The organism is Reella acinonychis, assembly GCF_052384575.1.
Lineage (GTDB): Bacteria > Pseudomonadota > Gammaproteobacteria > Enterobacterales > Pasteurellaceae > JBQSUQ01.
The window spans coordinates 76,740-103,112 of record NZ_JBQSUQ010000019.1; the positions used below are offsets into that span (position 1 = coordinate 76,740).

Annotated in this window: 27 protein-coding genes; 16 read left to right on the forward strand and 11 right to left on the reverse strand. The window is 38.3% G+C overall.

Annotated elements, in window-relative coordinates; translation table 11 throughout:
- Positions 1-243: 243 nt before the first annotated feature.
- From mnmG to ACT2CV_RS09380, 14 genes are all read left to right on the forward strand, one after another.
- Positions 244-2,133: a tRNA uridine-5-carboxymethylaminomethyl(34) synthesis enzyme MnmG gene (gene mnmG, locus ACT2CV_RS09315; RefSeq protein WP_464973318.1), complete on the forward strand. Its 1,890-nt coding sequence runs from the start codon at positions 244-246 to the stop codon at positions 2,131-2,133.
- Complete coding sequence (gene rsmG, locus ACT2CV_RS09320) at positions 2,130-2,771, forward strand: 16S rRNA (guanine(527)-N(7))-methyltransferase RsmG (protein ID WP_464973971.1); 642 nt, start codon at positions 2,130-2,132, stop codon at positions 2,769-2,771. The genes mnmG and rsmG overlap by 4 nt, the downstream gene beginning before the upstream one ends.
- A gap of 131 nt (positions 2,772-2,902) precedes the next feature.
- Positions 2,903-3,283 carry an ATP synthase subunit I gene (locus ACT2CV_RS09325; protein WP_464973317.1) on the forward strand — a complete coding sequence of 127 codons (381 nt, stop codon included), beginning with the start codon at positions 2,903-2,905 and terminating at the stop codon, positions 3,281-3,283.
- A 34-nt stretch (positions 3,284-3,317) separates the two neighbouring features.
- Positions 3,318-4,106, forward strand: coding sequence for a F0F1 ATP synthase subunit A (gene atpB, locus ACT2CV_RS09330; protein WP_464973316.1), 789 nt, complete (start codon positions 3,318-3,320; stop codon positions 4,104-4,106).
- A 64-nt stretch (positions 4,107-4,170) separates the two neighbouring features.
- Positions 4,171-4,425: a F0F1 ATP synthase subunit C gene (gene atpE / locus ACT2CV_RS09335; protein WP_464973315.1), complete on the forward strand. Its 255-nt coding sequence runs from the start codon at positions 4,171-4,173 to the stop codon at positions 4,423-4,425.
- Between the two features lie 61 nt (positions 4,426-4,486).
- Positions 4,487-4,957, forward strand: coding sequence for a F0F1 ATP synthase subunit B (gene atpF / locus ACT2CV_RS09340; RefSeq protein ID WP_464973314.1), 471 nt, complete (start codon positions 4,487-4,489; stop codon positions 4,955-4,957).
- Between the two features lie 13 nt (positions 4,958-4,970).
- Positions 4,971-5,501: a F0F1 ATP synthase subunit delta gene (atpH, locus tag ACT2CV_RS09345; protein ID WP_464973313.1), complete on the forward strand. Its 531-nt coding sequence runs from the start codon at positions 4,971-4,973 to the stop codon at positions 5,499-5,501.
- Between the two features lie 15 nt (positions 5,502-5,516).
- A complete protein-coding gene (gene atpA, locus ACT2CV_RS09350; RefSeq protein WP_464973312.1) occupies positions 5,517-7,058 on the forward strand; it encodes a F0F1 ATP synthase subunit alpha in 1,542 nt (513 codons plus the stop codon).
- 21 nt (positions 7,059-7,079) lie between these two features.
- Complete coding sequence (gene atpG, locus ACT2CV_RS09355; protein WP_464973311.1) at positions 7,080-7,949, forward strand: F0F1 ATP synthase subunit gamma; 870 nt, start codon at positions 7,080-7,082, stop codon at positions 7,947-7,949.
- Positions 7,950-7,963: 14 nt separating this feature from the next.
- Positions 7,964-9,337: a F0F1 ATP synthase subunit beta gene (gene atpD / locus ACT2CV_RS09360; RefSeq protein WP_464973310.1), complete on the forward strand. Its 1,374-nt coding sequence runs from the start codon at positions 7,964-7,966 to the stop codon at positions 9,335-9,337.
- 36 nt (positions 9,338-9,373) lie between these two features.
- The gene (locus ACT2CV_RS09365; RefSeq protein ID WP_464973309.1) at positions 9,374-9,802 is read left to right on the forward strand and encodes a F0F1 ATP synthase subunit epsilon; all 429 of its coding nucleotides are present in this window, start codon (positions 9,374-9,376) and stop codon (positions 9,800-9,802) included.
- A 1,479-nt stretch (positions 9,803-11,281) separates the two neighbouring features.
- Complete coding sequence (locus ACT2CV_RS09370; RefSeq protein ID WP_464974064.1) at positions 11,282-11,533, forward strand: hypothetical protein; 252 nt, start codon at positions 11,282-11,284, stop codon at positions 11,531-11,533.
- Positions 11,534-11,646: 113 nt separating this feature from the next.
- A complete protein-coding gene (locus ACT2CV_RS09375) occupies positions 11,647-12,009 on the forward strand; it encodes a hypothetical protein (protein ID WP_464973308.1) in 363 nt (120 codons plus the stop codon).
- Positions 11,981-12,400: a hypothetical protein gene (locus ACT2CV_RS09380; RefSeq protein WP_464973307.1), complete on the forward strand. Its 420-nt coding sequence runs from the start codon at positions 11,981-11,983 to the stop codon at positions 12,398-12,400. Before ACT2CV_RS09375 ends, ACT2CV_RS09380 begins: the two co-directional genes overlap by 29 nt.
- A 417-nt stretch (positions 12,401-12,817) precedes the next feature.
- Here the strand turns inward: ACT2CV_RS09380 and hslU are convergent, their stop codons facing one another.
- From hslU to aspA, 3 genes are all read right to left on the reverse strand, one after another.
- Positions 12,818-14,143 (reverse strand): HslU--HslV peptidase ATPase subunit, encoded by a 1,326-nt coding sequence (gene hslU, locus ACT2CV_RS09385; protein WP_464973970.1) that lies wholly within the window; start codon positions 14,141-14,143, stop codon positions 12,818-12,820.
- 38 nt (positions 14,144-14,181) lie between these two features.
- Entirely contained in the window at positions 14,182-14,703 is a 522-nt protein-coding gene (gene hslV, locus ACT2CV_RS09390) for an ATP-dependent protease subunit HslV (RefSeq protein WP_464973306.1), read from the reverse strand.
- 116 nt (positions 14,704-14,819) lie between these two features.
- Complete coding sequence (gene aspA, locus ACT2CV_RS09395; protein WP_464973305.1) at positions 14,820-16,247, reverse strand: aspartate ammonia-lyase; 1,428 nt, start codon at positions 16,245-16,247, stop codon at positions 14,820-14,822.
- 279 nt (positions 16,248-16,526) lie between these two features.
- Between aspA and ACT2CV_RS09400 the strand changes: the two genes are divergently transcribed.
- Together ACT2CV_RS09400 and ACT2CV_RS09405 are read left to right on the forward strand one after the other, a co-directional pair.
- Entirely contained in the window at positions 16,527-17,849 is a 1,323-nt protein-coding gene (locus tag ACT2CV_RS09400) for an anaerobic C4-dicarboxylate transporter (RefSeq protein WP_464973304.1), read from the forward strand.
- A 124-nt stretch (positions 17,850-17,973) separates the two neighbouring features.
- A complete protein-coding gene (locus tag ACT2CV_RS09405; protein ID WP_464973303.1) occupies positions 17,974-18,468 on the forward strand; it encodes a hypothetical protein in 495 nt (164 codons plus the stop codon).
- A 53-nt stretch (positions 18,469-18,521) separates the two neighbouring features.
- On the opposite strand, the gene ACT2CV_RS09410 is transcribed toward ACT2CV_RS09405, so the two are convergent.
- From ACT2CV_RS09410 to nlpD, 8 genes are all read right to left on the reverse strand, one after another.
- Positions 18,522-19,127: a cytochrome c3 family protein gene (locus ACT2CV_RS09410; RefSeq protein ID WP_464973302.1), complete on the reverse strand. Its 606-nt coding sequence runs from the start codon at positions 19,125-19,127 to the stop codon at positions 18,522-18,524.
- Between the two features lie 11 nt (positions 19,128-19,138).
- On the reverse strand, positions 19,139-19,564 hold the full coding sequence (locus ACT2CV_RS09415; protein WP_464973301.1) for a nitrate reductase cytochrome c-type subunit: 426 nt from the start codon (positions 19,562-19,564) through the stop codon (positions 19,139-19,141).
- Positions 19,565-19,595: 31 nt separating this feature from the next.
- Positions 19,596-20,489, reverse strand: a complete 894-nt coding sequence (napH, locus tag ACT2CV_RS09420; protein ID WP_464973300.1) for a quinol dehydrogenase ferredoxin subunit NapH — start codon at positions 20,487-20,489, stop codon at positions 19,596-19,598.
- On the reverse strand, positions 20,489-21,391 hold the full coding sequence (napG, locus tag ACT2CV_RS09425; protein ID WP_464973299.1) for a ferredoxin-type protein NapG: 903 nt from the start codon (positions 21,389-21,391) through the stop codon (positions 20,489-20,491). Before napG ends, napH begins: the two co-directional genes overlap by 1 nt.
- A 99-nt stretch (positions 21,392-21,490) precedes the next feature.
- Positions 21,491-23,974 carry a nitrate reductase catalytic subunit NapA gene (gene napA, locus ACT2CV_RS09430; RefSeq protein ID WP_464973298.1) on the reverse strand — a complete coding sequence of 828 codons (2,484 nt, stop codon included), beginning with the start codon at positions 23,972-23,974 and terminating at the stop codon, positions 21,491-21,493.
- 101 nt (positions 23,975-24,075) lie between these two features.
- Positions 24,076-24,339, reverse strand: a complete 264-nt coding sequence (locus tag ACT2CV_RS09435) for a chaperone NapD (protein ID WP_464973297.1) — start codon at positions 24,337-24,339, stop codon at positions 24,076-24,078.
- Positions 24,336-24,863 (reverse strand): ferredoxin-type protein NapF, encoded by a 528-nt coding sequence (gene napF / locus ACT2CV_RS09440; protein WP_464973296.1) that lies wholly within the window; start codon positions 24,861-24,863, stop codon positions 24,336-24,338. Before napF ends, ACT2CV_RS09435 begins: the two co-directional genes overlap by 4 nt.
- A gap of 218 nt (positions 24,864-25,081) precedes the next feature.
- Complete coding sequence (nlpD, locus tag ACT2CV_RS09445; RefSeq protein ID WP_464973295.1) at positions 25,082-26,359, reverse strand: murein hydrolase activator NlpD; 1,278 nt, start codon at positions 26,357-26,359, stop codon at positions 25,082-25,084.
- Between the last annotated feature and the right edge of the window lie 14 nt (positions 26,360-26,373).

Below are 26,373 nucleotides of genomic sequence, written 5' to 3' on the forward strand. Positions count from 1 at the left end.
AGGTTCAAAAAGATCTAAGTTATTTATATAAAAAGGAAAAAGGATCTTATAAACAACGATCAGTGGATCTAATAATAGTAATAATAAGATCTTTTATATATAGATCTTTATATTATTAGTGATCCATTATTTAGATCCTAACTTATCGATCCCACTTTTAGGATCTATCAATTTTTAGTAGAATACCACGTTATTTTATTTAAGATCGGTGAAAGCGATCCTTTTCATTGTATTAAGGTTTATATGTTTTATACAGAAAATTATGATGTGATCGTTATTGGTGGCGGTCACGCAGGCACAGAAGCAGCTCTGGCACCAGCAAGAATGGGGCTAAAAACATTATTGCTTACTCATAATATTGATACATTAGGGCAAATGTCTTGTAACCCTGCAATTGGTGGTATTGGTAAAGGCCATTTAGTGAAAGAAATTGATGCCATGGGTGGTTTAATGGCAACCGCAGCGGATCAGGCTGGGATCCAATTTCGCACATTAAATAGCAGCAAAGGGCCTGCAGTGCGCGCAACACGTGCACAGGCAGACCGCGTTTTATATCGTCAAGCTGTGCGTATTGCACTTGAAAATCAACCTAATTTAGATATTTTCCAACAAGAAGTTACAGATGTATTAATTGAACAGGATCGTGTTAGCGGTGTTGAAACGAAAATGGGATTAAAATTTCGTGCAAGATCCGTCATTCTTACAGCTGGTACATTTTTAGCAGGTAAAATTCATATTGGTTTGGAAAATTATGAAGGTGGACGAGCGGGCGATCCTGCTGCGGTGAGCTTATCCCATCGTTTACGTGATTTAGGTTTACGTGTTGATCGTCTAAAAACAGGTACACCACCACGTTTAGATGCGCGTACCATTAATTTTGATGTACTTGCAAAACAGCATGGTGATGAAGAATTGCCGGTTTTCTCTTTTATGGGATCGGTAGATCAACATCCACGTCAAATTCCTTGTTTTATTACCCATACCAATGATCATACCCATGAAGTGATCCGTAACAATTTGGATCGCAGTCCAATGTATACAGGGGTGATTGAAGGTATTGGCCCTCGCTATTGCCCTTCTATTGAAGATAAGGTTATGCGCTTTGCTGAACGTAATTCACATCAAATTTATCTGGAGCCTGAAGGTTTAACCTCCAATGAAGTTTATCCAAATGGGATTTCAACCAGTTTGCCATTTGATGTACAAATGGGCATTGTAAATTCAATGAAAGGCTTGGAAAAAACTCGAATTGTGAAGCCAGGCTATGCCATTGAATATGATTATTTTGATCCAAGAGATTTAAAACCAACATTAGAAACAAAAGCGATTAGTGGTTTATTCTTTGCGGGACAAATTAATGGTACAACGGGATATGAAGAAGCCGCAGCACAGGGATTATTAGCCGGTATTAACGCTGGATTATATGTGCAAGATAAAGAGCAATGGTTCCCACGTCGTGATCAGGCTTATACTGGGGTATTAGTAGATGATCTTTGCACCTTAGGCACAAAAGAACCTTATCGTGTATTTACTTCTCGTGCTGAATACCGTTTATTGTTGCGTGAAGATAATGCGGATATTCGTTTAACCCCTATTGCTCATAAATTAGGATTAATTGATGAGGCGCGTTGGGCGCGTTTTAATCAAAAAATGGATAACATTGAGCAAGAACGTCAACGTTTAAAACAAATTTGGATTCACCCTCAATCAGAACATTTGGCAGAAATTAATCAGTTAGTAGGCAATCCATTAACGCGTGAAGCCAGCGGCGAAGACTTATTACGTCGTCCAGAAATTACCTATGAAAAATTAACTAAAACTGCAGCATTTTCACCCGCACTTGAGGATAAACAAGCAGCAGAACAGGTGGAAATTGCCATTAAATATCAAGGCTATATTGAACATCAACAAGATGAAATTGAAAAACAGAAACGTCATGAAAATACGGCAATTCCAGATCGTTTTGATTATAGCTTAGTTTCAGGATTATCTAACGAAGTGCGTTCTAAATTAGAACAATATCGCCCTGTTTCTATTGGACAAGCAAGTCGAATTTCAGGCGTTACTCCTGCTGCAATTTCAATTTTGTTAGTGAATTTGAAAAAACAAGGTATGTTAAAACGAGGCGAATAATGAACCTTGAGCAACAGTTAAGTGAAAAGTTAGAAACTTTATTAAAACAGACCGCACTTTCTCTTACAGATCAGCAAAAAAAGCAGCTGGTACAGTTAGTTTTGTTACTGGATAAATGGAACAAAGCCTACAACTTGACTTCAGTGCGAGATCCAAAAGAAATGTTAGTTAAACATATTTTGGATAGCGTAGTTGTTAGTTCTTATTTACAAGGGGATCTTTTTATCGATGTGGGTACAGGCCCAGGCTTGCCCGGCTTGCCTTTAGCCATTATTAACCCAGATAAAAAATTCTTCTTGTTGGACAGTTTAGGCAAGCGTATTAGTTTTATTCGTAATGCAGTACGTGAATTAGCACTAACTAATGTAGAACCAGTGCTAAGTCGTGTGGAAGAATTTAAGCCCGTTCATCAATTTGATGGGGTTTTAAGCAGGGCTTTTGCCAGTTTGAAGGATATGACCCATTGGTGCCAACATTTGCCTAATCAGCAAGGGTTGTTTTATGCATTAAAAGGGCAATATCATGAAGACGAAGTGGAACTACTTGATTCACATTTTGTTATTCAAAAAGTAGTTGAATTAGCGGTGCCAGACTTAGTTGGTGAGCGTCATTTGGTACTAATCAAAAAGAATAATTAAAATTTATTTACTAATTTGTTGAAATTTTGTGACAAATACCTCATTTTAGGTGATTTTAAGTTTAAACTTTCATTTTTGTATCGTATAATTCCGCTGTTTTATTTAATGAATTACAGTTATTAAGGTTTATTATGTCTGCTGTAATCCATAAAGCCAAACAACATTATTTAAAATCCTTGCTTGTTGAAATGGGGTTTATCCTTTTTTTGAGCTTAATGGTTTTTCTGTTTAAACCAGCTCACGCAAGGGATTTTTTAGTAGGTATGTTGGTGGGCTTTTTACCTCATACATTAATGGTTTATTGGTTCTTTTTTCGTCATCAAGCGAAAAATCAAGCAAAAATGACCGCACTTTATCGAGGTGAAGGTCTCAAATGGTTGGCAACCATCTTGTTAATTATGTTGAGCATAAAATTAATCACTAATCTTAATGTGATGGCTTTTTTTATGGGCTATGTTTTATTATTAGTGTTAAATAATTTTATTCCATTTTTGCTTTCTTTTAGAAAATAACAGAATTTTTATAATTTGTTGAAAAGGATAATTTATGGCTGGAACAACTGCAGATTATATCACGCACCATTTAAGCTTTTTAGCTTCTGGTGAAGGGTTTTGGGCTGTACATTTAGATAGTCTGTTTTTCTCAATCATTTCAGGTGCTATTTTTCTTTTCGTTTTCTCTCGAGTAGCGAAAACAGCCACATCAGGCGTACCAGGAAAATTGCAATGTTTTATCGAAATTGTGATTGAATGGGTTGATGGATTAGTAAAAGATAATTTCCATGGACCAAGAAACGCTATCGCCCCTATTGCTTTAACAATTTTCTGCTGGGTATTCATCATGAATGCTATCGACTTAGTTCCAGTAGACTTCCTTCCTCAATTTGCAAATTTATTTGGTATTCATTATCTTCGCGCTGTACCGACAGCAGACATTAGTGCCACATTAGGTATGTCAATTTGTGTTTTCTTCCTTATTCTATTTTATACCGTCAAATCAAAAGGTTTTGGCGGTTTAGCGAAAGAATATACATTGCATCCATTTAATCATTGGGCATTCATTCCAGTTAACTTTTTACTTGAAACAGTTACTTTACTTGCGAAACCAATTTCGTTGGCATTCCGTTTGTTTGGTAATATGTATGCAGGTGAATTAATCTTTATTCTTATTGCAATTATGTATATGGCAGATAGTTTTGCCTTAAAAGCATTAGGGATTCCGTTACATCTTGTTTGGGCAATTTTCCATATTTTGGTTATTACATTACAAGCCTTTATTTTTATGATGTTAACGATTGTTTACTTAAGTATGGGCTATAACAAAGCCGATCACTAATTTAACGATTTTTTATAAACAAACTGGACCTTAGGTCTTAATTTTCAATCTTATGGAGAACATTATGGAAACTGTAATCACTACAACAATCATCGCATCTGCAATTCTTCTTGCTGTAGCTGCATTAGGTACTGCATTAGGTTTTGCTATCTTAGGTGGTAAATTCTTAGAGTCATCAGCTCGTCAACCAGAATTAGCAAACAGCTTACAAACTAAAATGTTTATCGTAGCTGGTCTTTTAGATGCTATTTCAATGATTGCTGTAGGTATTTCATTACTTTTCATCTTCGCAAACCCGTTCATTGATTTATTGAAATAAGTCGGGATTGAAATTAACCGTTATTCGATTGAATAACTTAACCGACTTTTAGGAGGGCGTTGTGAATTTAAATGCAACACTAATTGGCCAACTCATCGCTTTCGCACTTTTTGTTGCGTTTTGTATGAAATTTGTATGGCCACCACTTATTAAAGCGATTGAAGATCGCCAAGCGAATATTGCTAATGCTTTAGCTTCTGCTGAAGCGGCTAAAAAAGAGCAAGCAAGTACTAAAGTATTAGTGGAAGAAGAAATTTCTAAAGCAAAATTACAAGCACAAGAAATTATTGATTTAGCCAATAAACGCCGTAATGAAATGCTTGAAGAAGTGAAAACGGAAGCGGAAGCATTAAAAGCCAAAATTATTGAACAAGGCTATGCTGAAGTGGAAGCTGAACGTAAACGAGTTCAAGAAGAATTACGCGTTAAAGTCGCCTCTCTTGCCGTTGCTGGTGCTGAGAAAATTGTGGGTCGCCATATTGATGAAGCGGCAAACAACGACATTATTGATAAATTAGTTGCAGAACTATAAGAAGGTTGAGCTTATGTCAGAATTAACTACGATAGCTCGCCCTTATGCAAAAGCAGCATTTGATTTTGCAGTAGAACAAAGTGCGGTTGAAAAATGGACTGAAATGCTTTCTTTCGTTGCAGAAGTGGCGAAAAATGAGCAAATTCAAGCATTTTTAACTGGTTCCTTTTCTGCACAGAAAGTTGCGGATACCGTTATTTCTATTTGTGGCGACCAACTTGATCAATATGGGCAAAATCTGATTCGATTAATGGCTGAAAATAAGCGTTTAACGGTGCTTCCAGCAGTTTTTTCTGAATTTCAACATTATGTGGAAGAATATCAAGCAACAGCTGAAGTTAAAGTTATTTCAGCTCAACCATTAAATGCAACGCAAGAACAGAAAATTGTCGCCGCAATGGAAAAAAGACTTGCTCGTAAAGTGAAATTAAATTGCAGTGTTGATAGCTCACTAATTGCTGGAGTTATCATTCGTACCGACGACTTTGTAATTGACGGCTCAAGCCGCGGACAATTAGCTCGTTTGGCAAACGAATTGCAATGATAAGAGGAATTCAAAATGCAACTAAATTCAACTGAAATTAGTGAATTGATTAAAAAACGTATTGCCCAATTTGATGTTGTGAGCGAAGCTCGCAATACGGGTACAATCGTTTCTGTGAGTGACGGTATCATCCGTATTCACGGTTTAAGTGATGTAATGCAAGGGGAAATGATTGCATTACCAGGTAATCGTTATGCGATGGCTCTTAACCTTGAGAGAGATTCTGTCGGTGCGGTAGTTATGGGTCCTTATGCTGACCTTGCTGAAGGTATGGAAGTTCAATGTACAGGCCGTATCCTTGAAGTTCCAGTTGGTCGTGGCTTGTTAGGTCGTGTTGTTAATACTTTAGGTGAACCTATTGATGGTAAAGGTGAAATCCAAAATGATGGTTTCTCACCAGTTGAAGTAATTGCACCGGGTGTTATCGATCGTAAATCAGTCGATCAGCCAGTACAAACAGGTTATAAAGCCGTTGACTCAATGGTACCAATCGGTCGTGGACAACGTGAATTAATTATCGGTGACCGTCAAACAGGTAAAACCGCATTAGCAATCGATGCGATCATCAACCAACGTGATTCAGGCATTAAATGTATCTATGTAGCAATTGGTCAAAAAGCATCAACTATTGCGAACGTTGTGCGTAAATTAGAAGAGCATGGTGCATTAGCAAACACAATCGTTGTTGTTGCTTCAGCTTCTGAATCTGCCGCATTACAATATTTAGCGCCTTATGCTGGTTGTGCAATGGGTGAATATTTCCGCGATCGCGGTGAAGACGCATTAATTGTTTATGATGATTTATCAAAACAAGCCGTTGCTTATCGTCAAATTTCATTATTATTACGTCGTCCACCAGGTCGTGAAGCTTTCCCTGGCGATGTATTCTACTTACACTCTCGTTTACTTGAGCGTGCATCTCGTGTTAATGAAGATTATGTTGAACGTTTCACTAAAGGTGAAGTAAAAGGAAAAACAGGTTCTTTAACCGCGCTTCCTATTATTGAAACGCAAGCAGGTGACGTTTCTGCTTTCGTACCAACCAACGTAATTTCAATTACCGATGGTCAGATCTTCTTAGAATCTAACCTATTTAACTCAGGTATTCGTCCTGCGGTAAACCCAGGTATCTCGGTTTCTCGTGTGGGTGGTGCTGCACAAACTAAAGTCGTTAAAAAATTAGCTGGTGGTATTCGTACTGCGCTTGCTCAATATCGTGAATTAGCGGCATTTGCTCAGTTTGCTTCAGACTTAGATGATGCAACTCGCAAGCAGTTATCCCATGGTGAAAAAGTAACTGAATTATTAAAACAAAAACAATACTCGCCGTTAAGCGTATCTCAACAGGCGTTAGTGTTATTTGCCGTAGAGTTTGGTTATTTAGAAGATGTTGCATTAAATAAAATTGCTGGATTTGAGACCGCACTTTTAGATTATGCCAATAGTCAATACGCTGATTTTATGCAAGAACTGAATAAATCAGGCAACTACAACGATGAAATTAAAGATACGTTGAAAGCCATTTTAGACAGTTTCAAAGCAAATGGTGCGTGGTAATAACGGAAACGGAGAAATAACATGGCTGGTGGAAAAGAGATAAAAACCAAAATTGCCAGTGTACAGAGTACACAGAAAATTACCAAGGCAATGGAAATGGTGGCAACATCGAAAATGCGTAAAACGCAAGATCGTATGGCTGCATCTCGCCCTTATTCTGAAACCATTAGAAATGTTATCAGCCACGTCTCAAAAGCAAGTGTTGGATATAAACACCCATTTTTAGTTGAACGTGAAATTAAAAAAGTGGGTATCCTGTTAATTTCAACGGATCGAGGTATGTGTGGTGGTTTAAATATTAACTTATTTAAGACCGCACTTAACGAGATTAAACAATGGAAAGAAAAAGGCGTTACTGTTGAATTGGGCTTAATTGGCTCAAAAGGTATCGGCTTTTTCCGTTCCCTTGGTTTGAATGTAAGAGGACAACATTCAGGTTTAGGCGATAATCCTGCGTTAGAGGATTTAATTGGTGTTGCAAACTCAATGTTTGATGCATATCGCAATGGCGAATTAGATGCCGTTTATATTGCATACAATAAATTTGTCAACACAATGTCGCAAAAACCATTATTCCAACAGCTTGTGCCATTATCAAAATCAGAAACTGATGAATTAGGCGAAAGACAACAGTCTTGGGAATATATTTATGAACCTGAGCCAAAAGTGTTATTAGATAGCTTATTGGTTCGTTATTTAGAATCCCAAGTTTACCAAGCTGTGGTGGATAATTTAGCTTCAGAACAAGCGGCTCGTATGGTGGCAATGAAAGCAGCAACAGATAATGCAGGTAATTTAATCAATGACTTGCAGTTGGTGTATAACAAAGCTCGTCAGGCAAGTATCACAAATGAATTAAACGAAATTGTTGCAGGCGCTGCAGCGATTTAATGGAGAAGACGGTAATGTCAGCAGGAAAAATTGTACAGATTATCGGTGCGGTAATCGACGTTGAATTCCCACAAGATGCAGTACCAAAAGTTTACGATGCATTAAAAGTTGAATCAGGATTAACTCTTGAAGTTCAACAACAATTAGGTGGCGGTGTGGTACGTTGTATCGCATTAGGTTCATCTGATGGTTTAAAACGTGGTTTAAAAGTAGAAAATACAGGTCATCCTATTTCTGTTCCAGTTGGTACTAAAACACTTGGTCGTATTATGAACGTACTAGGTGAACCAATTGATGAAAGAGGTGATATTGGTGCGGAAGAGCACTGGGCGATTCATCGTGCAGCACCAAGCTATGAAGAACAATCTAATAGTACAGAATTACTTGAAACTGGTATCAAAGTAATTGACTTAATTTGCCCATTTGCGAAAGGGGGTAAAGTTGGTTTATTCGGTGGTGCTGGTGTAGGTAAAACGGTAAATATGATGGAGTTAATCCGTAATATCGCGATTGAGCACTCAGGTTACTCAGTATTCGCTGGTGTAGGTGAGCGTACTCGTGAAGGTAACGACTTCTATCATGAAATGACAGAATCTAACGTATTGGATAAAGTATCTCTTGTTTATGGTCAAATGAATGAGCCACCAGGTAACCGTTTACGTGTTGCATTAACAGGCTTAACCATGGCAGAAAAATTCCGCGATGAAGGTCGTGACGTATTATTCTTCGTGGATAACATTTATCGTTACACCCTTGCGGGTACAGAAGTGTCAGCGTTATTAGGTCGTATGCCATCTGCGGTAGGTTACCAACCAACCTTAGCAGAAGAAATGGGCGTACTTCAAGAGCGTATCACTTCAACTAAAACAGGTTCTATCACTTCTGTTCAAGCGGTTTACGTGCCTGCCGATGACTTAACTGACCCATCGCCAGCAACAACCTTTGCGCACTTAGACTCAACAGTTGTATTAAGCCGTAACATCGCTTCTTTAGGTATTTACCCAGCGGTTGACCCATTAGATTCAACTTCTCGTCAGCTTGATCCATTAGTAGTTGGTGAAGAGCATTACAATGTTGCTCGTGGCGTACAGGGTATCTTACAACGCTATAAAGAATTAAAAGATATCATTGCTATCTTAGGTATGGATGAGCTTTCAGAAGACGATAAATTAGTGGTAGCACGTGCGCGTAAAATCGAACGTTTCTTATCACAACCGTTCTTCGTTGCGGAAGTCTTCACTGGTTCTCCAGGTAAATATGTGCCATTAAAAGAAACAATTCGTGGCTTTAAAGGTATTCTTGAGGGCGAATACGACCATATTCCAGAACAAGCGTTCTATATGGTGGGTTCAATCGAAGAAGTTATTGAAAAAGCGAATAAAATGTAATCACTTCAACTGATTACCAGATTGAAGGAGATCCAAATGGCAACATTTAACTTAATTATCGTAAGCGCAGAGAAAAAAATCTTCGAAGGTGCGGTAAAAAGTATTCAAGCAACAGGTGTGGAAGGTGAATTGGGTATTTTAGCCAATCACATTCCATTACTAACGGCGATTAAACCAGGTATTGTGAAATTCACTCTTGAAAATGATAGCGAAGAAGTGATTTATGTTTCAGGTGGATTTTTAGAAGTACAGCCAAACGTGGTTACCGTATTGGCTGATGTTGCAATCCGCGGTGAAGATCTTGACCAAGAACGCATCTTGAATGCAAAACGCAAAGCAGAAGAAAATATTGTAGCGAAATCAGGTGATGCGAACCATGAATTAATGGTGGCGAAATTATCACAAGAACTCGCAAAACTTCGTGCTTACGAATTAACAGAGCGTTTAACTCAAAAACGTCGTTAATTTTAACCGCAGTTTTAAATGCTATCTTTATGATCTGACACCAATAGTTAGATTTATTTAATTCGAGGACTGATTCCTAGGTATAGGAATTAGTCCTTTTTGTTTTTCTTGAATACGCTGATTATTTAATGATATATAAAGACATTTGGGGTATCACTTAATGCAACAAAATATATGGTAGGATAAGTAGGAAAAGAGCTTAAGGTAGGGCCTATGTGGAAAATGATTTAACTCAGAATGGATATGTAAATGGCTCACTGTTTGTAAATCAAGGAGCAGACGAATACAGCTTATAGTTCCATATAATCCAATTAGAAACTATGTCACAGTCATTTGATTTTATCTATAAAAAACATAAGTATAATAGAAAAAGTTTTATGTACATCTGTTATTTTATAATACTCTTGTTTTTTTCAAGCTAAGTGAAATAGGGTATATCAATATCAGATAAATAAGTATAACAACGAGGTTAATAATGAAAAATAAGGTTGTTTTATTGTTTTATAGTTTTGTTTGTGCTTTTTTATCTCTTTTTTGTTTGTTCGTTTGTTTTTCTGTTTTGATTAACATCCAATACTCAAAAAATATTTTTGAAATTGATTTTGTTAATGATTTTTTTTGTGATCCTGTTTATATAAAATCTGTGTTTTTTCTAACAGGCTTATTTTTTGTGACGTTATATTTGGTATATAGAAGTAGATTATAAGAGGATGAAGTAACAATTTAACGGTTAAAAATTTACAAAGTACTTTGTATTCTCCTCAATAGAGCCTGTGTCCAAACGGATATTAGATATTGGTGTAATGGAAAAATGTTGCTGGTAATACTGCTTCAGGCGCATTAAATATGGAGAAATTGGTTATGTATCAGGTAAAGCAATAGAGCTACCTTTAAATATAACCCTGCTCTTACATGGTTAAAATATACTTTTCAGCCGTTAAATGATGAACTTCCTTTTATTTATTCTCACAGAAAGAATATTGTTCCTGAAATATGGGGGAATAGTGTGGGAGAGGTATTTAATAGAGGGTTTCAAATTCAATACGAATCCTAAATAAAGGTGGTAAAAATGAATAAGCTGAAATTTGCCCTATGTATGGTTATATATTCATTACTTGTTAGTTTTTTAGTAATATATGGTTCATTTTTTTTAGCTAATATGTTGTATAATTTTAATAGTGGAAATTCTCTTTTAGATTTTGATTTTTATGACTTTTTTTTGAATGGTTTTAAAACCAGAATCAAGATGATCATATTGTTGTGGGGACTGTTGTTTGTTTCTTCGTATTGTGGTTATGGAAAAAAATACAATATATTCTAATATTTCTTCTCATGGAAGAAATATTTTCCTGAAGAAAATATCAGATACACTTGGCAAACTCAAGGGGATGGAAAAACGGTTATGAATACTCTATCGAAATATCCATTAACAACAGAGCTTGTCACAACAGTAGCAGTGAATACAAAAAGGAGATGGTAATGAGTAAGAGAAGCTTTTTTTTATTTGTGCTAATTTATTCTTTTTTTACTGCTTTTTTTGCCATTTTTTTTTCTCACACTTTATTTGAAATATTACACCATTTTGAAAATGGTTTATCTATTTTAGATATTGACTTATTGGTGTTTTTTACTGATGATTTGATAATTAATATTAAGTTTATACTATCTCTTTTTATTTTGCTTTTTGTAATATTTTTCTTCGGTTATGGAAAGTTCTATAATATTCTTTAAATATAAGCTCCTGACCTTATATCTTAATTACATTATAAAATGATAAATTTAATTGTTTAATGTTATTGCTGAAATGCTGATAGTTTCGCTAGGTGAGTAACAGGAGATAAATAATGAAGAAATATCTTTTTTCTTTAAATTTAACTATTATTTTTTTATCTCTTATCTATGGAATTTTTTCTGGTGGAATAAAAAATAATTTTAATAACAGACAGGAAGGTGAAAGGCTTTTTATTTTATTAAATGTTAAGTTTGGGAATGAAATTATACTCAAAAAAACGGGGTTTAGATATTTTAACTTTGAACTTGTTTTAAATAATAATAAACTTGTAGAGCTTCGTGAAATTCTTTCAAGAAAAGGGTATTCAACAGTAAATAATGGAACTTATTGTAAAAATGGAAATGCTGTTTTTTTATCTTTTTATAAAATTAATACGGAGCTTAGATATGAGTACGAATCTGACTATTGCCGTTAAATATCCTTTAACAACAGAGCTTGCTACAACAGCAGCAGTGAATACAGGATATCAATTATCACAGGATAGACCTTATAACCCTTATGATTTGCTACAAGCTGAATTTTCAACGGTACTCACTCGAAATAAGACTTTAGATAAACAAGTGAGTATTAATGTGATGTTATCAACATTAAATACAGAAAATCCAAATGATTATGGTTGGAATGCATTGGGAGCTATTAGTGGAACTGTTGGAGGAGGGGTATCACGATATAAATTAGGCAACAAATACACAGATTCATTTTTTAAACCAATAGTATCTTCTTATGGTAGTGAGTTTTTTGGAGACTCCAATAGAATAAAGAAAATATATTTTAAATTAGAGGATGCTAAAAATGAGATTGAATAGATTTTGGCGATCTAGTGTTTTTTTTTACATCTATCTGTATGTATTTCTTCTATGTAGAGATATTTTCTTCTTAATATATGTATATATTAGGAAAGGAATTATTTATTGGGATAATGTAGCTTTTAAGGAAGCCTTTGTCAGCTCACTGATTTTATTTATCCCAATATTTCTTATTCAATATTTATACTATAAATTTGGAAAAGACTCTGAATATCAAAAGCAAAAACGATTAAAAGAAAAACTCACTTATAAAATCATTAATGAACGATATGAAGAGAAAAAAAGAGAAAAGCGTTGATGTGCTATTTTGATAGAATAATTGGAGCTAAATTACCAAGATATATAATCAACAGACAAACATCTCTGACAAAAAGTGCGGTAGGAAATTAGATTAATTTTCACCGCACTTTTATTTAATTAAAGAATAAATCGACTTAAATCTTCGTTTTCGACGACATCATTTAATGCGTTGGCAACGTAGCTTTCGTCAATAATGATTTTCTCGCCTGAACGTTCGCTTGCATCGAAAGAAATACCGTCCATTAAGCGTTCAAGTACGGTATGTAAACGACGGGCACCAATATTTTCTGTTTTTTCATTTACGCGGAAAGCGGACTCAGCAATTTTGCTAATGCCTTCTGCAGTGAACTCAATATCAACACCTTCAGTTTTCATTAATTCACGATATTGCAAGGTTAATGAGGCGTTTGGTTCCGTTAAAATACGCTCAAAATCTTCTTTAGTAAGGGATTTCAATTCCACACGAATAGGTAATCGACCTTGCAACTCAGGCAATAAATCTGATGGACGTGCTACTTGGAAAGCGCCCGAACAAATAAACAAAATATGATCGGTTTTGACCATACCATGTTTGGTATTGACGGTTGAGCCTTCAATAATAGGCAGTAAATCGCGTTGCACCCCTTCACGAGACACGTCGCCACCACTGTGCTCCCCTTTCTTGCAAATCTTGTCAATTTCATCAATAAATACAATGCCATGCTGTTCAACAGCTTCAATGGCCTTTTGTTTTAGTTCTTCATTATTGACTAATTTTGCTGCTTCTTCGTCAATCATAATTTTTAACGCATCTTTAATTTTCATTTTGCGTTTTTTTGTTTTGTTCGGCGACATTCCCTCAAATAAAGATTGTAATTGAGAAGTCATTTCTTCCATGCCTGGTGGTGTCATAATTTCTACACTAACAGGCGCAGAAACATCAATCTCAATTTCTTTATCGTCTAGTTGGCCTTCGCGTAATTTTTTACGGAAAATTTGACGGGTTGAGTTGCTGTTGCTTTCTTCCGCATTTCCCCATTGATCCTTCGCTGGTGGCAATAACACATCTAAAATACGATCTTCTGCTGCATCTTGTGCTTTCATTCGGTTTTTTTCAACAGCTTGTTGACGCACTAATTTCATTGAAACATCGGCTAAATCGCGAATAATTGAATCCACTTCTTTACCCACATAACCGACTTCAGTAAATTTTGTCGCTTCTACTTTGATAAAAGGAGCATTAGCCAATTTTGCCAAACGGCGAGCAATTTCAGTTTTACCCACCCCAGTTGGTCCAATCATTAAAATATTTTTAGGTGTTACTTCTTGGCGTAAATCTTCTGGTAATTGCATGCGGCGCCAGCGGTTACGCAACGCGATAGCAACTGCGCGTTTCGCTTCATTTTGTCCAATAATATGTGCATCTAATTCTGATACGATTTCACGAGGTGTCATTGACATAATATATTTCCTTTTCTATCCCTTATTTTTTAAGGCATATTTTATAATTCTTCAATAATGTGATTATGGTTAGTGTAAATATCAATATCGCCAGCAATATTGAGCGCTTGTTTGACGATTTCCGCTGCGCTGAGATTATTTTCTGTGCGCAACAAGGCTAAGGCTGCCGATTTTGCATAGTTTCCGCCTGAGCCAATAGCAAGCACATCAAATTCAGGTTCAATCACATCGCCGCTGCCAGAAATTAATAAGAAATCGCTGTCATTTGCTACAATCATCATGGCTTCTAAGCGACGTAATGCACGTTCTGTGCGCCATTCTTTTGCTAATTCCACCGCACTTTTGACTAAATGTCCTTGATGTAATTCTAATTTTTTCTCAAATAAATCACGCAAGATAAAGGCGTCTGCTGTTGACCCTGCAAACCCTGTGACCACTTGATCTTTATAAAGGCGGCGAACTTTACGCACTGTTCCTTTTTCTACACAATTACCTAAAGTGGCTTGTCCATCGCCACCAATCGCGATTTTGCCATTTTTACGCACACAAACGATGGTTGTCATGTTGTTATCCTTTTATTGAAAATTTACCTATAAATGAGGGTTAAAAGAGCGATTTTCAAGAGAAATGCCAATAAAAAATCCACCATTAAGTGCGGTGGATTTTTGGTAAGTTTTATTTATTCATCATCCGTAAAGCGCGTTGCTTTGTAAGTTGGTTTCATGAGATTTTCCACAGAGAGAATATCATCAAGCTGTGCTTCGGTGAGCAAGCCGCGTTCAAGCACCACTTCTTTCACGCCTTTGCCCGTTTGCGCACAAATTTTGCCAACAATATCGCCTTCGTGGTGTCCGATAAATGGATTGAGATAGGTCACAATGCCGATGGAATTAAAGACGAAATGTTCGCAGATGTCGCGATTTACGGTAATACCATCAATACATTTATCGCGTAAATTGACACAAGCGTTGGATAAAATTTCAATAGATTCAAACATGGCTTGACCAATAACAGGTTCCATTACGTTAAGTTGTAATTGCCCTGCTTCAGCAGCGAAGGTTACCGTTGTGTCATTACCAATCACTTTAAAGCAAACTTGATTGACCACTTCTGGAATCACTGGGTTGACTTTGGCTGGCATAATGGAAGAGCCGGCTTGCAACTCAGGTAAGTTAATTTCATTTAAGCCAGCACGAGGACCTGATGAAAGTAAACGTAAGTCGTTACAAACTTTCGATAATTTCACCGCACTTCGTTTTAATGCGCCATGTACCATAACATAAGCACCACAGTCGGAGGTGGCTTCAATGAGGTTTTCAGAAAGCACACAAGGCAGTTGTGATACTTCGGCTAAGTATTTTACTGCTAATTCTGAATAGCCTTCAGGCGTGTTTAACCCAGTGCCAATGGCGGTCGCCCCTAGATTGACTTCTAGCAATAATTCTGCTGTACGTTTTAAGTTACGCACTTCTTCTTCTAACAAGACAGCAAAGGCTTTAAATTCCTGACCAACAGTCATTGGCACTGCATCTTGTAATTGCGTGCGACCCATTTTTAAGACATCAGCAAATTCTTCGGATTTTTTTTCAAAACCCTGTTGTAAATAATGAATTTTATCAATCAGTTTCATAACGCTGTTATAGACAGCGATACGAAATCCTGTTGGGTAAGCGTCATTTGTGGATTGGCTTGCGTTCACATGATCCATCGGGTTAATAATTTTATATTCCCCTTTTTGATGGCCTAATAACTCTAACGCGAGGTTTGCCACCACTTCATTGGTATTCATATTAACAGAGGTGCCAGCACCGCCTTGATAAACATCGGACGGGAATTGATCCATACAACGACCTTTTACTAAAATTTCGTCGCAAGCTTGCACAATGGCATTACCAATTTTTTTCGGAATGACGCCCAGTTCTGCGTTAGCAAGTGCGGTGGCTTTTTTTACCATCACCATGCCACGCACAAATTCAGGTACATCAGAAATGCAATTGTTTGAAATGGTAAAATTTTCAACTGCTCTTAAGGTATGAATACCCCAATAAACTTCATTAGAAACTTCTCTTTCGCCTAATAAATCCACTTCGATACGAACATTATTCATTTTTCCACCTCTTTTTTAACTATGTGATGAAGGAATTAAATTTGGAGCAGATCATAGCGAATTATGGAGTGTAAAAGTTTGATCTTGATCACATAATTAGCCCACTATTCCGTATATTATTTTATCTGTCGGATTAAAAAATTTAGGGGATAAAAACCCCTGTTTTAGTAGGTGATTAAGCCAAAAGAGAGTATGATCACTAAAAATTTTATCTGTAATTTGAGATAAAGTGCGGTGTAAATTTCAACAGTTTTTATATTAGAAAAATAGGAGGGGCTTATGTCGATTATGTTCTTAGTACAATTTGCCATTGTACTGTTATGTATCCTAATTGGTGCGCGTGTTGGCGGCATTGGTTTAGGGGTATTTGGTGGTTTGGGTTTAGCCATTCTTTCTTTTGGATTTGGTTTAAAACCAGCAGGTCTACCAATTGACGTTATGTTTATGATTATGGCGGTGGTTGCAGCAGCTTCTGCTATGCAAGCCGCAGGTGGTTTGGATTATATGATCAAAATCGCCACTAATATTTTACGTCGCAATCCAAAATACATTACTTTTATGGCTCCTGCAGTAACCTGGACATTCACTGTATTAGCAGGTACAGGTCATGTGGCTTATTCTGTATTGCCTGTGATTGCAGAGGTAAGCCGTCATAATGGTATTCGTCCAGAGCGTCCACTTTCAATGGCTGTAATTGCATCGCAATTTGCGATTGTGGCAAGCCCAATTGCCGCTGCGGTGGTGGCAGTTGTTGCTTTCCTTGAACCACAAGGTATCCATTTAGGCGATGTACTAATGGTAACCATGCCGGCAACAATTTTAGGTTTAGGCTTAGCTTGTGTCTTTGTGAATAAAATGGGCAAAGAGCTAAAAGATGATCCACATTATCAAGCGTTATTACAAAATCCTGAATATGTAAAAGCCAATAGCGTTAATACTGATTTAAATGAAATTAAAATCAAACCTACCGCAAAACCTTCAGTGGCATTATTCTTAATTGGTGCCTTGTTAGTGGTTATTATGGGTGCAGCACCTTCATTACGCCCAGTCTTTGATGGCAAACCAATGGGTATGGCACATACCATTGAAATCGTTATGTTGACCATTGGTGCGTTGATTATTTTATTCTGTAAACCAGATGGTAATGAAATTACGCGTGGTTCTGTTTTCCATGCGGGTATGCGTGCAGTTATCGCCATTTTTGGTATCGCATGGTTAGGTGATACCTTAATGCAAGCGCACATGACAGAAGTAAAAGATATGGTGAAAGGTTTGGTTGAAACTGCACCATGGGCATTTGCGTTCGCATTATTTGTGTTGTCTGTATTGGTGAATAGCCAAGGTGCAACTGTGGCAACCTTGTTCCCATTAGCTGTGGCATTGGGTATTCCTGCGCCAATCTTAATTGGGGTATTTGTTGCGGTAAATGGTTACTTCTTCATTCCAAACTATGGACCAATCATTGCTTCTATTGACTTTGATACTACTGGCACCACAAAAATTGGTAAATTCATTTTTAACCATAGCTTTATGATCCCAGGCTTGCTCAGTATGTTCTTCAGTATCTGTTTCGGCTTGCTATTTGCTAACTTGTTTTTATAAGTAGCATTTGTGAAATAAAAAGTGCGGTGGATTTTAATAAAGTTTTGCTGATTTAATCCTCGTGCATAGGACCAAAAGGGCGTATATAATACGCCCTTTATTATGGCAGTTGACAAATTTTAATATGAAAAAAATTCTTGTACTTATTTTGTCTATATATTGTGGTGTTGTGGTGGCGAAGGATGAGCCTGTTCGTATTCGTATTGACAATCACAGTTATGCATTAATTGCACCAGTGGCACAACCGCAGCGATTAATGGAAAATCAAAATAAATTACAACGGTTGTTAGATGAACAGCAACGCATTTCTGCGGTTATCAGAGCAACCAATGATAAACAGTTACTTGATCAACAATTCGAGGCATTAGCTCAATTGATGCTTGAGCAAGATAAGTTAGTGCAGGCTATTTTCAAAGGAGGGATTTATTCAAAACCGTTTTTAGTGAAGTTTATTTCGTTTCGTAAACATTTTTCTCATACATTAAAAGGCGATTTTGCCCATTTTGTGAAAACAGGGTTGGCAGATGAGAAAAATGCACAACGTTTTTTGACAGTATATGATGCCACGACCTCCGAATATGAAAGTGCGTTTTTGGTGTTGACTAAGAAATTTTTGTAATTCTTCCAATAAAAAAGTGCGGTGTTTTTCACCGCACTTTTGTCTATCTTGCTTTATTTTTTCTCTTCAGGTTTGGCAATATCATCCGGGATGAACCCTTTTTGTACTGCTTTCATATGTGGTAAGTTGTGTGCAATCCCTTTGTGGCAATCAATACAGGTTTTGCCTTGTTCTTCGGCTTTAGCATGCATTTGTTGTGCCACTGTTTTTTGTTGCGTGAAGTCCATATCCTCAAAGTTATGGCAGTTGCGACATTCTTGAGAATTGTTAGCTTTCATTCGTGCCCATTCACGTTCAGCCATCTCTAAACGATGTGCTTCAAATTTTTCTTTGGTATCCACTTTGCCAGTGATGTGAGCATACACTTCTTTTGCCGCTTCAATTTTACGAATCCATTTTGGACCAAATTCATGTGGCAAGTGGCAATCTGAACAAATCGCTTTTACGCCACTGCGGTTTGAATAATGGATAGTTTGGCGATATTCGGGGACGACATCGTTCATATGGCAGTCTGAACAGAATTGCTCAGTGTTAGTGTATTCCAATGCGGTGTTTAATCCTCCCCAAGCTAAAATTCCCCCTAATGCAGAAACAACGATTAAGGTGCCTACTGCCATTTTGCTTGGACTACGAAACCATTTACAGAATTTTTTTAGCATAATCGTTTTCCTTATTTACCTTGAGTTTGACGAATGTTGTCAAATTTGTTTTGAATAATTGGATCTACATCTGTTTGTTGCACATGGCATTGCAAGCAGAAATAACGACGTGGTGAGGTTCCTTCTGTGCGTTTACCATCACGATCCATGAAATGCGATTCAGGTACACGAGGTGCGCCTGTTGTTGGTGCAAAATCAGGGGAATGACAACCTAAGCATTGGTTAACATTTTTGGTTACTTGCAAGCCACGAATGCTATGTGGAACCAATGGCGGTTGATGAGGGAATGTGGTAGGAATGTTTCCCGCATCTTTATAGGGCGTTGTAAATGCAGGTGCAACATTTTCTGCAGCACCTTCAACCGTTTGATCAATGTTAGGCGTAGCGATAGCAACGCTAGCCAACGCGGTGAAGATAAGGGCGAGATATTTTCTCATTTTTGTTCACTCCATTAAGACGAAAATTAGTTTAACTCGTTTTTATTTTAATTTGGGGTTCAAATCGACTACCGAAAGCAAAGACGTTTTCTGCGCAGACATCAATACAGCGTCCGCAAGTAATGCAATCAGGCGATAGAATAATTTGGCTATCTTCTGCTTTACCATGTAGCGGTAAGCGTAGCACCTGTGGTTCTGGGCATACGTTGTAGCAATCCATACAGCGATCGCAACGTTCTCTGTCAATGACTTTGACTTTGATAAGACTTTTGCGACCAATCAATGCGTAGGTGGCGCCAATAGGACATAAATGTCCACACCAGCCATGTTCTACCACGAGCAAATCAAAGAAGAAGACAATGGCGACTAACCATAATGTTGCCCCTAAGCCATATAGGAATACTCGTCCTAATGCAGCAACTGGGTTAATCCATTCCCACAATAATGATCCACTAATAGCGCTGCCGACCAGAATCATCACTAAAATGGCATAACGCAGATGGCGAGGAATTTTTGCACTTTGGCGAATGCCTAATTTGCGGCGTAACCAAGCTGCAGCATCCGTTACCATATTCATTGGACATACCCAGCTACAAAATGCTTTTGTCGCGACAATGGCATAGAATGACACAATAATTAATGCGCCAATGAGGGTACTCCATTCAGGTAAATAGCCTGTTACCAAGCTTTCTGCGGCAATTAATGGATCAGTAAAAGGCACGACATCAAACAATAGGCTGCCACTGTAATTGCCTTTTAAAATCCAAAAATGCCAGAAAGGTCCACTTAAAAACATCGCGATAATCCCCAATTGAGATAAGCGACGTAAAATCAAAAAGCGGTAAGCTCGCCACCAACCTAATTTTTGTCGAGCTTCTTGTCCGGCGTCTTTCGGTTTGTTGGGGATATATTTCATGTTAGTCATTATTTAACCCCCTTCAAATTCAGATCTAAATCTGGGAAATGTTCCGCTTCAGGCACAGTGGTTGAACTTGGCACATAATCCTGTGTCGCTCGATTTGGCGTGGCGACTTTGGTGTTTGGACGCACTTTCATTGGTTGATACACAGGCTCTTGCATACCCTCAGGCGTACGCACTTCCATTGTTTTGAAGCCGTTTGGATGACGTTCTTCAATTAAGGATTTTCCTGCATTTTGTTTTTCTTTCCAACCTAAGCGATAATGACGACCTAGCATACCTTTAGCTAAATCCATTGGTAGCACCTTGATTGCCGCTTCTTCCAACACGCAAGCTTGTTCACATTTACCACAACCTGTACAAGCATCGCTATGTACGGTTGGGATTAATTTAGCGTGAATTTGCGTTCTATCATTATGAATTGGCTCAAGGGTAATGGCCTTATCAATCACAGGGCAAACTCGATAGCAAACATCGCAACGTAAACCTTGCCAGTTTAGGCAAGTTTCGTGGTCTAACAAGACGGCTAATCCCATGCGTGCATCATTAATGTCTTTTAATTCCTCACTTAATGCGCCGCTTGGGCAAGCATTCATGCAAGGAATATCAGGACACATTTCACAGGGCTTATCACGAGCAACATAGTAAGGTGTTCCTGCTTCCATTGGAGACAACAAGGAGGCTAAATGCAGCATATCGTAAGGACAAGCTTGTACACATTGACCACAACGGGTGCAGGCTGCGAGAAAGTCTTTTTCCGCTAAAGCACCCGGTGGGCGTAGTGCAACGCCTTCTTTTGCATTGGCTTGATGTTGTTGCAACCCTAGAATAATGCCCACACCGCACACACCAGCAGCGGTACGGGTGGCATTTTTCAAGAATTGACGACGATTTGGATCCAATTTCATAGTTTCTCCGTAAGATTTTTCCCTACAAGTGCGGTTAAATTTCATCAAGTTTTAACCGATTGTTAGGGTGCGTGTTATACGCACCTTACGTTGTGGTCATTAGGCTTTTTCTACTTTAACCGCACATTTTTTGAAGTCGGTTTCCCCTGAGATTGGGTCTGTTGCGTCAAGAGTTAATTTATTCGCTAACTGACCGGCATCAAAGAAGGTAGTGTAAACTAAGCCTGTTGGGACTTTGTTACGTCCGCGTGTATCCAAATGCGAAATCATTTCTCCGCGACGGGTAATTAATTTCACTTTATCGCCATGGCGTAAGCCGCGTTTTTTCGCATCATCAGGGTGCATCCACACTAAGTTATTTGGGAAAGCGCGGTGTAATTCAGGTACGCGGCGTGTCATGGTGCCCGTATGCCAATGTTCTAGTACACGTCCTGTACATAACCATAAATCATATTCTTCATCAGGACTTTCTGCTGGTGGCTCATAAGGGATACCAAGAATAATGGCTTTTTTATCTGGATAGCCATAGAAAGACACCTCTTCGCCTGCTTTGACGTAAGGGTCATAGCCTTCACGATAGCGCCATAAGGTTTCTTTACCATCCACCACAGGCCAACGTAAACCACGCACTTGATGATAGGTTTCAAAATCCGCTAAGTCATGGCCATGGCCACGCCCAAATTGCGCATATTCTTCAAACAAGCCTTTTTGTAAGTAGTAGCCGAAGTGATCTGCTTCATCATTTAGATAGCCTGGAATATTGGTTGGTACCTTAAATTTATCCACTTCACCATTGGTATAAAGTACGTCGTAAAGGGTTTTTCCACGATATTCAGGCATTTGTGCTAATAGTTCTTCGCTCCATACTTCCTCTGTTTTGAAATATTTCGCAAATTCAACGATTTGCCATAAGTCAGAACGAGATTCAGCAGGGCCTTTCACTTGTTGATACCAGAATTGTGTGCGGCGTTCTGCATTACCATAAGCCCCTTCTTTTTCCACCCACATACAAGTTGGTAAAATTAAGTCAGCTGCCACCGCACTTACAGATGGATAAGGATCAGAAACCACGATAAAGTTCTCTGGATTACGCCAACCCGGGAAAATTTCATCATTGATGTTCGGGCCACCTTGCATGTTGTTGGTACAAAGTTGCCACAAGAAGTTAAGTTTTCCGTCTTTTAATGCACGACTTTGCATAACCGCAGGATAGCCTGGTTTAGTGCTAATGGTACCTTTTGGCAATTTCCATGCTTTTTCTACAATTTCAACATGTTTTGGATTGGTAACCACCATGTCTGCAGGTAAACGGTGGACGAAAGTGCCTACTTCACGCGCAGTACCACAAGCAGAAGGTTGACCTGTTAATGAGAATGGTCCACAACCAGGTTTAGAAATTTTACCTGTTAATAAATGTACGTTGTAAATCATATGGTTAACCCACACACCTCGTGTATGTTGGTTAAAGCCCATGGTCCAGAAAGACACCATGCTTTGTTCTGGATCAGCGTACATTTTGGCGAGAGTTTCTAATTGATCTTTTGGTATACCTGAGATTTCATGTGCTTTTTCTAAGGTGTAAGGTTCAACGATTTTTTTGAATTCTTCAAAAGAAGAATCATGCATTTTACCCGCAGTTTTAGCGTTTTTCGCTGCTTTTTGTAGCGGATGTTCAGGGCGTAAGCCATAACCAATATCGGTTTCACCACGTTTGAATTTGGTGTGTTTATTCACAAAATCCCAATTTACTTTATCATTTTGGATAATGTAGTTGGCAATATAGTTAAGAATAGCTAAATCTGAATGAGGTTTGAAAATAATTGGGGTATCTGCCAATTCAAAGGAGCGGTGTTCAAAGGTTGACATCACGACCACACGTACTTTGTCATCAGATAAACGGCGATCAGAAATACGGCTCCATAAGATTGGGTGCATTTCTGCCATATTTGAGCCCCAAAGGACAAAAGCATTGGTTTTCTCAATGTCGTTATAACAACCCATTGGCTCATCCATACCAAAGGTACGCATGAAAGCAACAGCGGCAGATGCCATGCAGTGACGTGCGTTTGGATCAATGGTGTTAGAACGCAAGCCACCTTTCCATAATTTGACTTTGGCATAGCCTTCGAAAATAGTCGTTTGACCAGAGGAGAACATGCCAATAGCATTAGGTTCGCCTTTTTTCAGAATGTTTTTGACTTTTTCCGCCATGATAGTGAAGGCTTGGTCCCAAGATACTGGTGTGAAATCCCCCTCTTTATGGAATTTACCGTCTTTCATGCGCAATAATGGGGTTTGCACGCGGTCGGCACCATACATAATTTTAGAGAGGAAGTAGCCTTTGATGCAGTTTAAACCGCGGTTTACATCTGCATCTGGGTCTCCTTGTGTTGCTACCACTTTACCGTCTTTTGTTCCTACCAGTACGCTACAACCTGTACCACAGAAGCGGCAAGGGGCTTTGTCCCATTTAATGCCACTATCATCCGCCATCACATTTTTCACAGGAATTGTCATTCCCGCTGCGGTTGCTGCCGCGATAGCAGCGTTAGCTTTCATAAAATCTCTACGATTGAGTTCCATAATGTTTCCCACGTTTAACATAAAAAATATTGGCTTTCTTAATCTGTATCAGAAAAGTGCGGTGTAAAAATGTCACGTTTTCTGTATCACAAGAAGGCCTCCTAGGGTTCATCAATATAGTTAGATATTAAGGAAACAACGATCACACCATTAATATCTTTTACTTCATCAATTCTATCGGCTAAGGCAAGTTGTCTATCACTTTCAATGGTAACGATAATTTTGCCTTCTTCAGGTTTAACACCATGAATTTCCGCATAAGGAATTTTTAAAATATCTTCTTGTACTTGTGCTAATTTGGCGGGTTTGGCTTGCACGATCAGGCTGCAAACATACCAATTTTCACTTTGATCTAATAACTTCATTCTGTTCTCATCAGGCTAATGGCTTGCGTTGGACAAGTGCGCAAACAGGCACCGCAGCCATTACAATGTTCTAAATTTAAGATTAATTCCACAATGCCACCCAATGCTGGTTTAAATCGAATGGCTCGACTTTCACAACAATCGCCACAAGTGCGACATTCAACTCGTTGATTTAATAAACAATTTTCTCCAATCTGCACTTTATGTTGCCAAGGTATTTCTGATGTGGAACGAAAAATGGGTTCAGGGCAAACTTCAACGCATCGCTGACAAAAAGTACATTCGCTTTGACTGAAATCCACTTCAGGATAACCACCTGCACCAGATTTAATAATCTGTGTTTCACAGTGACTGATGCATTGATGACAGCGCGTGCATTTATCGGTAAACATCGTTAAATCAGCCCAAGGTGGACGGATAGCAAGATGACCTTGTTGTTTTGCTTGATCGTTCTTTAAGGTATTAAGAAAATGTCCACGAAGGAAAGCACGACGAGGCAGCGCTTGGTTAGCTAAGTTGCTCAATAAATGCTCTAATTGTCAATTTTATCATAGTGGCAGATTATCGATTTTTTCCCTATTTTGTTGATTACTAGAATGGGGTATTTCAGATTTTATTCGTGATTTTATTGATAAAAGTCAAAAAATATCAAAGAAAGGACTATGGGAGAGGTTTGATGAAATCGTTAATAGAAAGAAAAGTGCGGTGAAAAAATTGCTTTTTTTACACCGCACTTTGTTGATTAACGACGTGGTAAATAACGTGATGGATCAACAGATTTGCCTTTATAGCGAATTTCAAAGTGAAGTTTTACGCTATTGGTTCCTGTATTCCCCATTTTACCGATTTGTTGTCCTGCACGAACTTCTTGTTGATCGCTAACAGAAATACTGTCGTTGTGTGCATAAGCACTTAAGAAGTCGTCATTATGCTTGATGATGATGAGGTTACCATAACCACGCAATGCATTACCTGCGTAAACAACACGTCCTGGTGCTGCTGCATAAACCGGTTGGCCTCTTGTGCCAGAGATATCAATCCCTTTATTGCCACCATCTACACTGGAGAATCCTTGTACCACTTTACCAGTGGTTGGCCATTGCCAGTTGATGTTTGATTGTGGCGCAACTGTACTTGCACCATAACCAGAACTTGCAGCACCAGCTACTACACCGCCAGTAGCCGCTGCAGTGCCTGCAACAACTCCTGTATTTGTTGGAGGTGTGGTGCCTGCGCTTGCTACAACGCCTGTATTTTGTGGCAATGTATTGGCAGAACCAGCACTTGCTTTAACTGGGCCGGTTACTGTGCCATCAGAACCATATTGTGTTCCATTCGCTGCATTAGTGTAAGTGACTTCCGGTTCTTTAGTGACAGTTACTGTTTTACAATCTTGTTTCGTTTCTGTGACTGTGGCTGAACCATTTGAAGTTTTTAATGTTTGGCCAACGCTCAATTTGTAAGGTTCGCTCATATTATTTAATGCGGCTAGCTCTTTGACATCAATACCTGCAATATAGGCGATTAGGAACATGGTATCGCCTTTTTTCACTGTGTAGCTGCTGCCTTTATAAAAACCTTTATCTATTTTGCTGTAATCTGGCGCATTAGTTGTCGAATTACGTGGGATTTGTACTTCTTGACTTTGATTACCAGCAGGTTTAGTTACTTTCACAGGTGTACAAACGGTTTTCGTTGTTGTTATTGGCTGAGCATTTTGCTGCACTTGTTGCAAGCTCGGTGTTGTAGGCGCTACAGGTACTGTCGTTGGCGCTTGATTAGCATAAGTACCCGCTTGGTTAGCAACAGGTTGTGTGACTACTTGATCATTCATACCAACAGGCATGCTGCTTGGTTGCACTTGTGGTTCCCAAGTGGCATTAGCCGAATTATCAACAGGTTGCATAATACCTGGTGTTAAACTGCCATCTGCACTTTCAACTGGGGCTGGTGTATTTGAATTGCTACAAGCTGCTAAAATGAATGTAGCCAAGGGTAATAGTAAAAATGTCTTTTTCATTATTTATCTCTTTT

Bases quoted from the DNA above. Each gene is read 5' to 3' on its own strand.
- mnmG (WP_464973318.1), top strand. From the start codon at position 244: ATGTTTTATACAGAAAATTATGATGTGATCGTTATTGGTGGCGGTCAC.
- ACT2CV_RS09325 (WP_464973317.1), top strand. From the start codon at position 2,903: ATGTCTGCTGTAATCCATAAAGCCAAACAACATTATTTAAAATCCTTG.
- atpB (WP_464973316.1), top strand. From the start codon at position 3,318: ATGGCTGGAACAACTGCAGATTATATCACGCACCATTTAAGCTTTTTA.
- atpE (WP_464973315.1), top strand. From the start codon at position 4,171: ATGGAAACTGTAATCACTACAACAATCATCGCATCTGCAATTCTTCTT.
- atpH (WP_464973313.1), top strand. From the start codon at position 4,971: ATGTCAGAATTAACTACGATAGCTCGCCCTTATGCAAAAGCAGCATTT.
- atpA (WP_464973312.1), top strand. From the start codon at position 5,517: ATGCAACTAAATTCAACTGAAATTAGTGAATTGATTAAAAAACGTATT.
- atpG (WP_464973311.1), top strand. From the start codon at position 7,080: ATGGCTGGTGGAAAAGAGATAAAAACCAAAATTGCCAGTGTACAGAGT.
- atpD (WP_464973310.1), top strand. From the start codon at position 7,964: ATGTCAGCAGGAAAAATTGTACAGATTATCGGTGCGGTAATCGACGTT.
- ACT2CV_RS09365 (WP_464973309.1), top strand. From the start codon at position 9,374: ATGGCAACATTTAACTTAATTATCGTAAGCGCAGAGAAAAAAATCTTC.
- ACT2CV_RS09370 (WP_464974064.1), top strand. From the start codon at position 11,282: ATGAGTAAGAGAAGCTTTTTTTTATTTGTGCTAATTTATTCTTTTTTT.
- ACT2CV_RS09375 (WP_464973308.1), top strand. From the start codon at position 11,647: ATGAAGAAATATCTTTTTTCTTTAAATTTAACTATTATTTTTTTATCT.
- ACT2CV_RS09380 (WP_464973307.1), top strand. From the start codon at position 11,981: ATGAGTACGAATCTGACTATTGCCGTTAAATATCCTTTAACAACAGAG.
- hslV (WP_464973306.1), bottom strand. From the start codon at position 14,703: ATGACAACCATCGTTTGTGTGCGTAAAAATGGCAAAATCGCGATTGGT.
- aspA (WP_464973305.1), bottom strand. From the start codon at position 16,247: ATGAATAATGTTCGTATCGAAGTGGATTTATTAGGCGAAAGAGAAGTT.
- ACT2CV_RS09400 (WP_464973304.1), top strand. From the start codon at position 16,527: ATGTCGATTATGTTCTTAGTACAATTTGCCATTGTACTGTTATGTATC.
- ACT2CV_RS09405 (WP_464973303.1), top strand. From the start codon at position 17,974: ATGAAAAAAATTCTTGTACTTATTTTGTCTATATATTGTGGTGTTGTG.
- ACT2CV_RS09410 (WP_464973302.1), bottom strand. From the start codon at position 19,127: ATGCTAAAAAAATTCTGTAAATGGTTTCGTAGTCCAAGCAAAATGGCA.
- ACT2CV_RS09415 (WP_464973301.1), bottom strand. From the start codon at position 19,564: ATGAGAAAATATCTCGCCCTTATCTTCACCGCGTTGGCTAGCGTTGCT.
- napH (WP_464973300.1), bottom strand. From the start codon at position 20,489: ATGACTAACATGAAATATATCCCCAACAAACCGAAAGACGCCGGACAA.
- napG (WP_464973299.1), bottom strand. From the start codon at position 21,391: ATGAAATTGGATCCAAATCGTCGTCAATTCTTGAAAAATGCCACCCGT.
- napA (WP_464973298.1), bottom strand. From the start codon at position 23,974: ATGGAACTCAATCGTAGAGATTTTATGAAAGCTAACGCTGCTATCGCG.
- ACT2CV_RS09435 (WP_464973297.1), bottom strand. From the start codon at position 24,339: ATGAAGTTATTAGATCAAAGTGAAAATTGGTATGTTTGCAGCCTGATC.
- nlpD (WP_464973295.1), bottom strand. From the start codon at position 26,359: ATGAAAAAGACATTTTTACTATTACCCTTGGCTACATTCATTTTAGCA.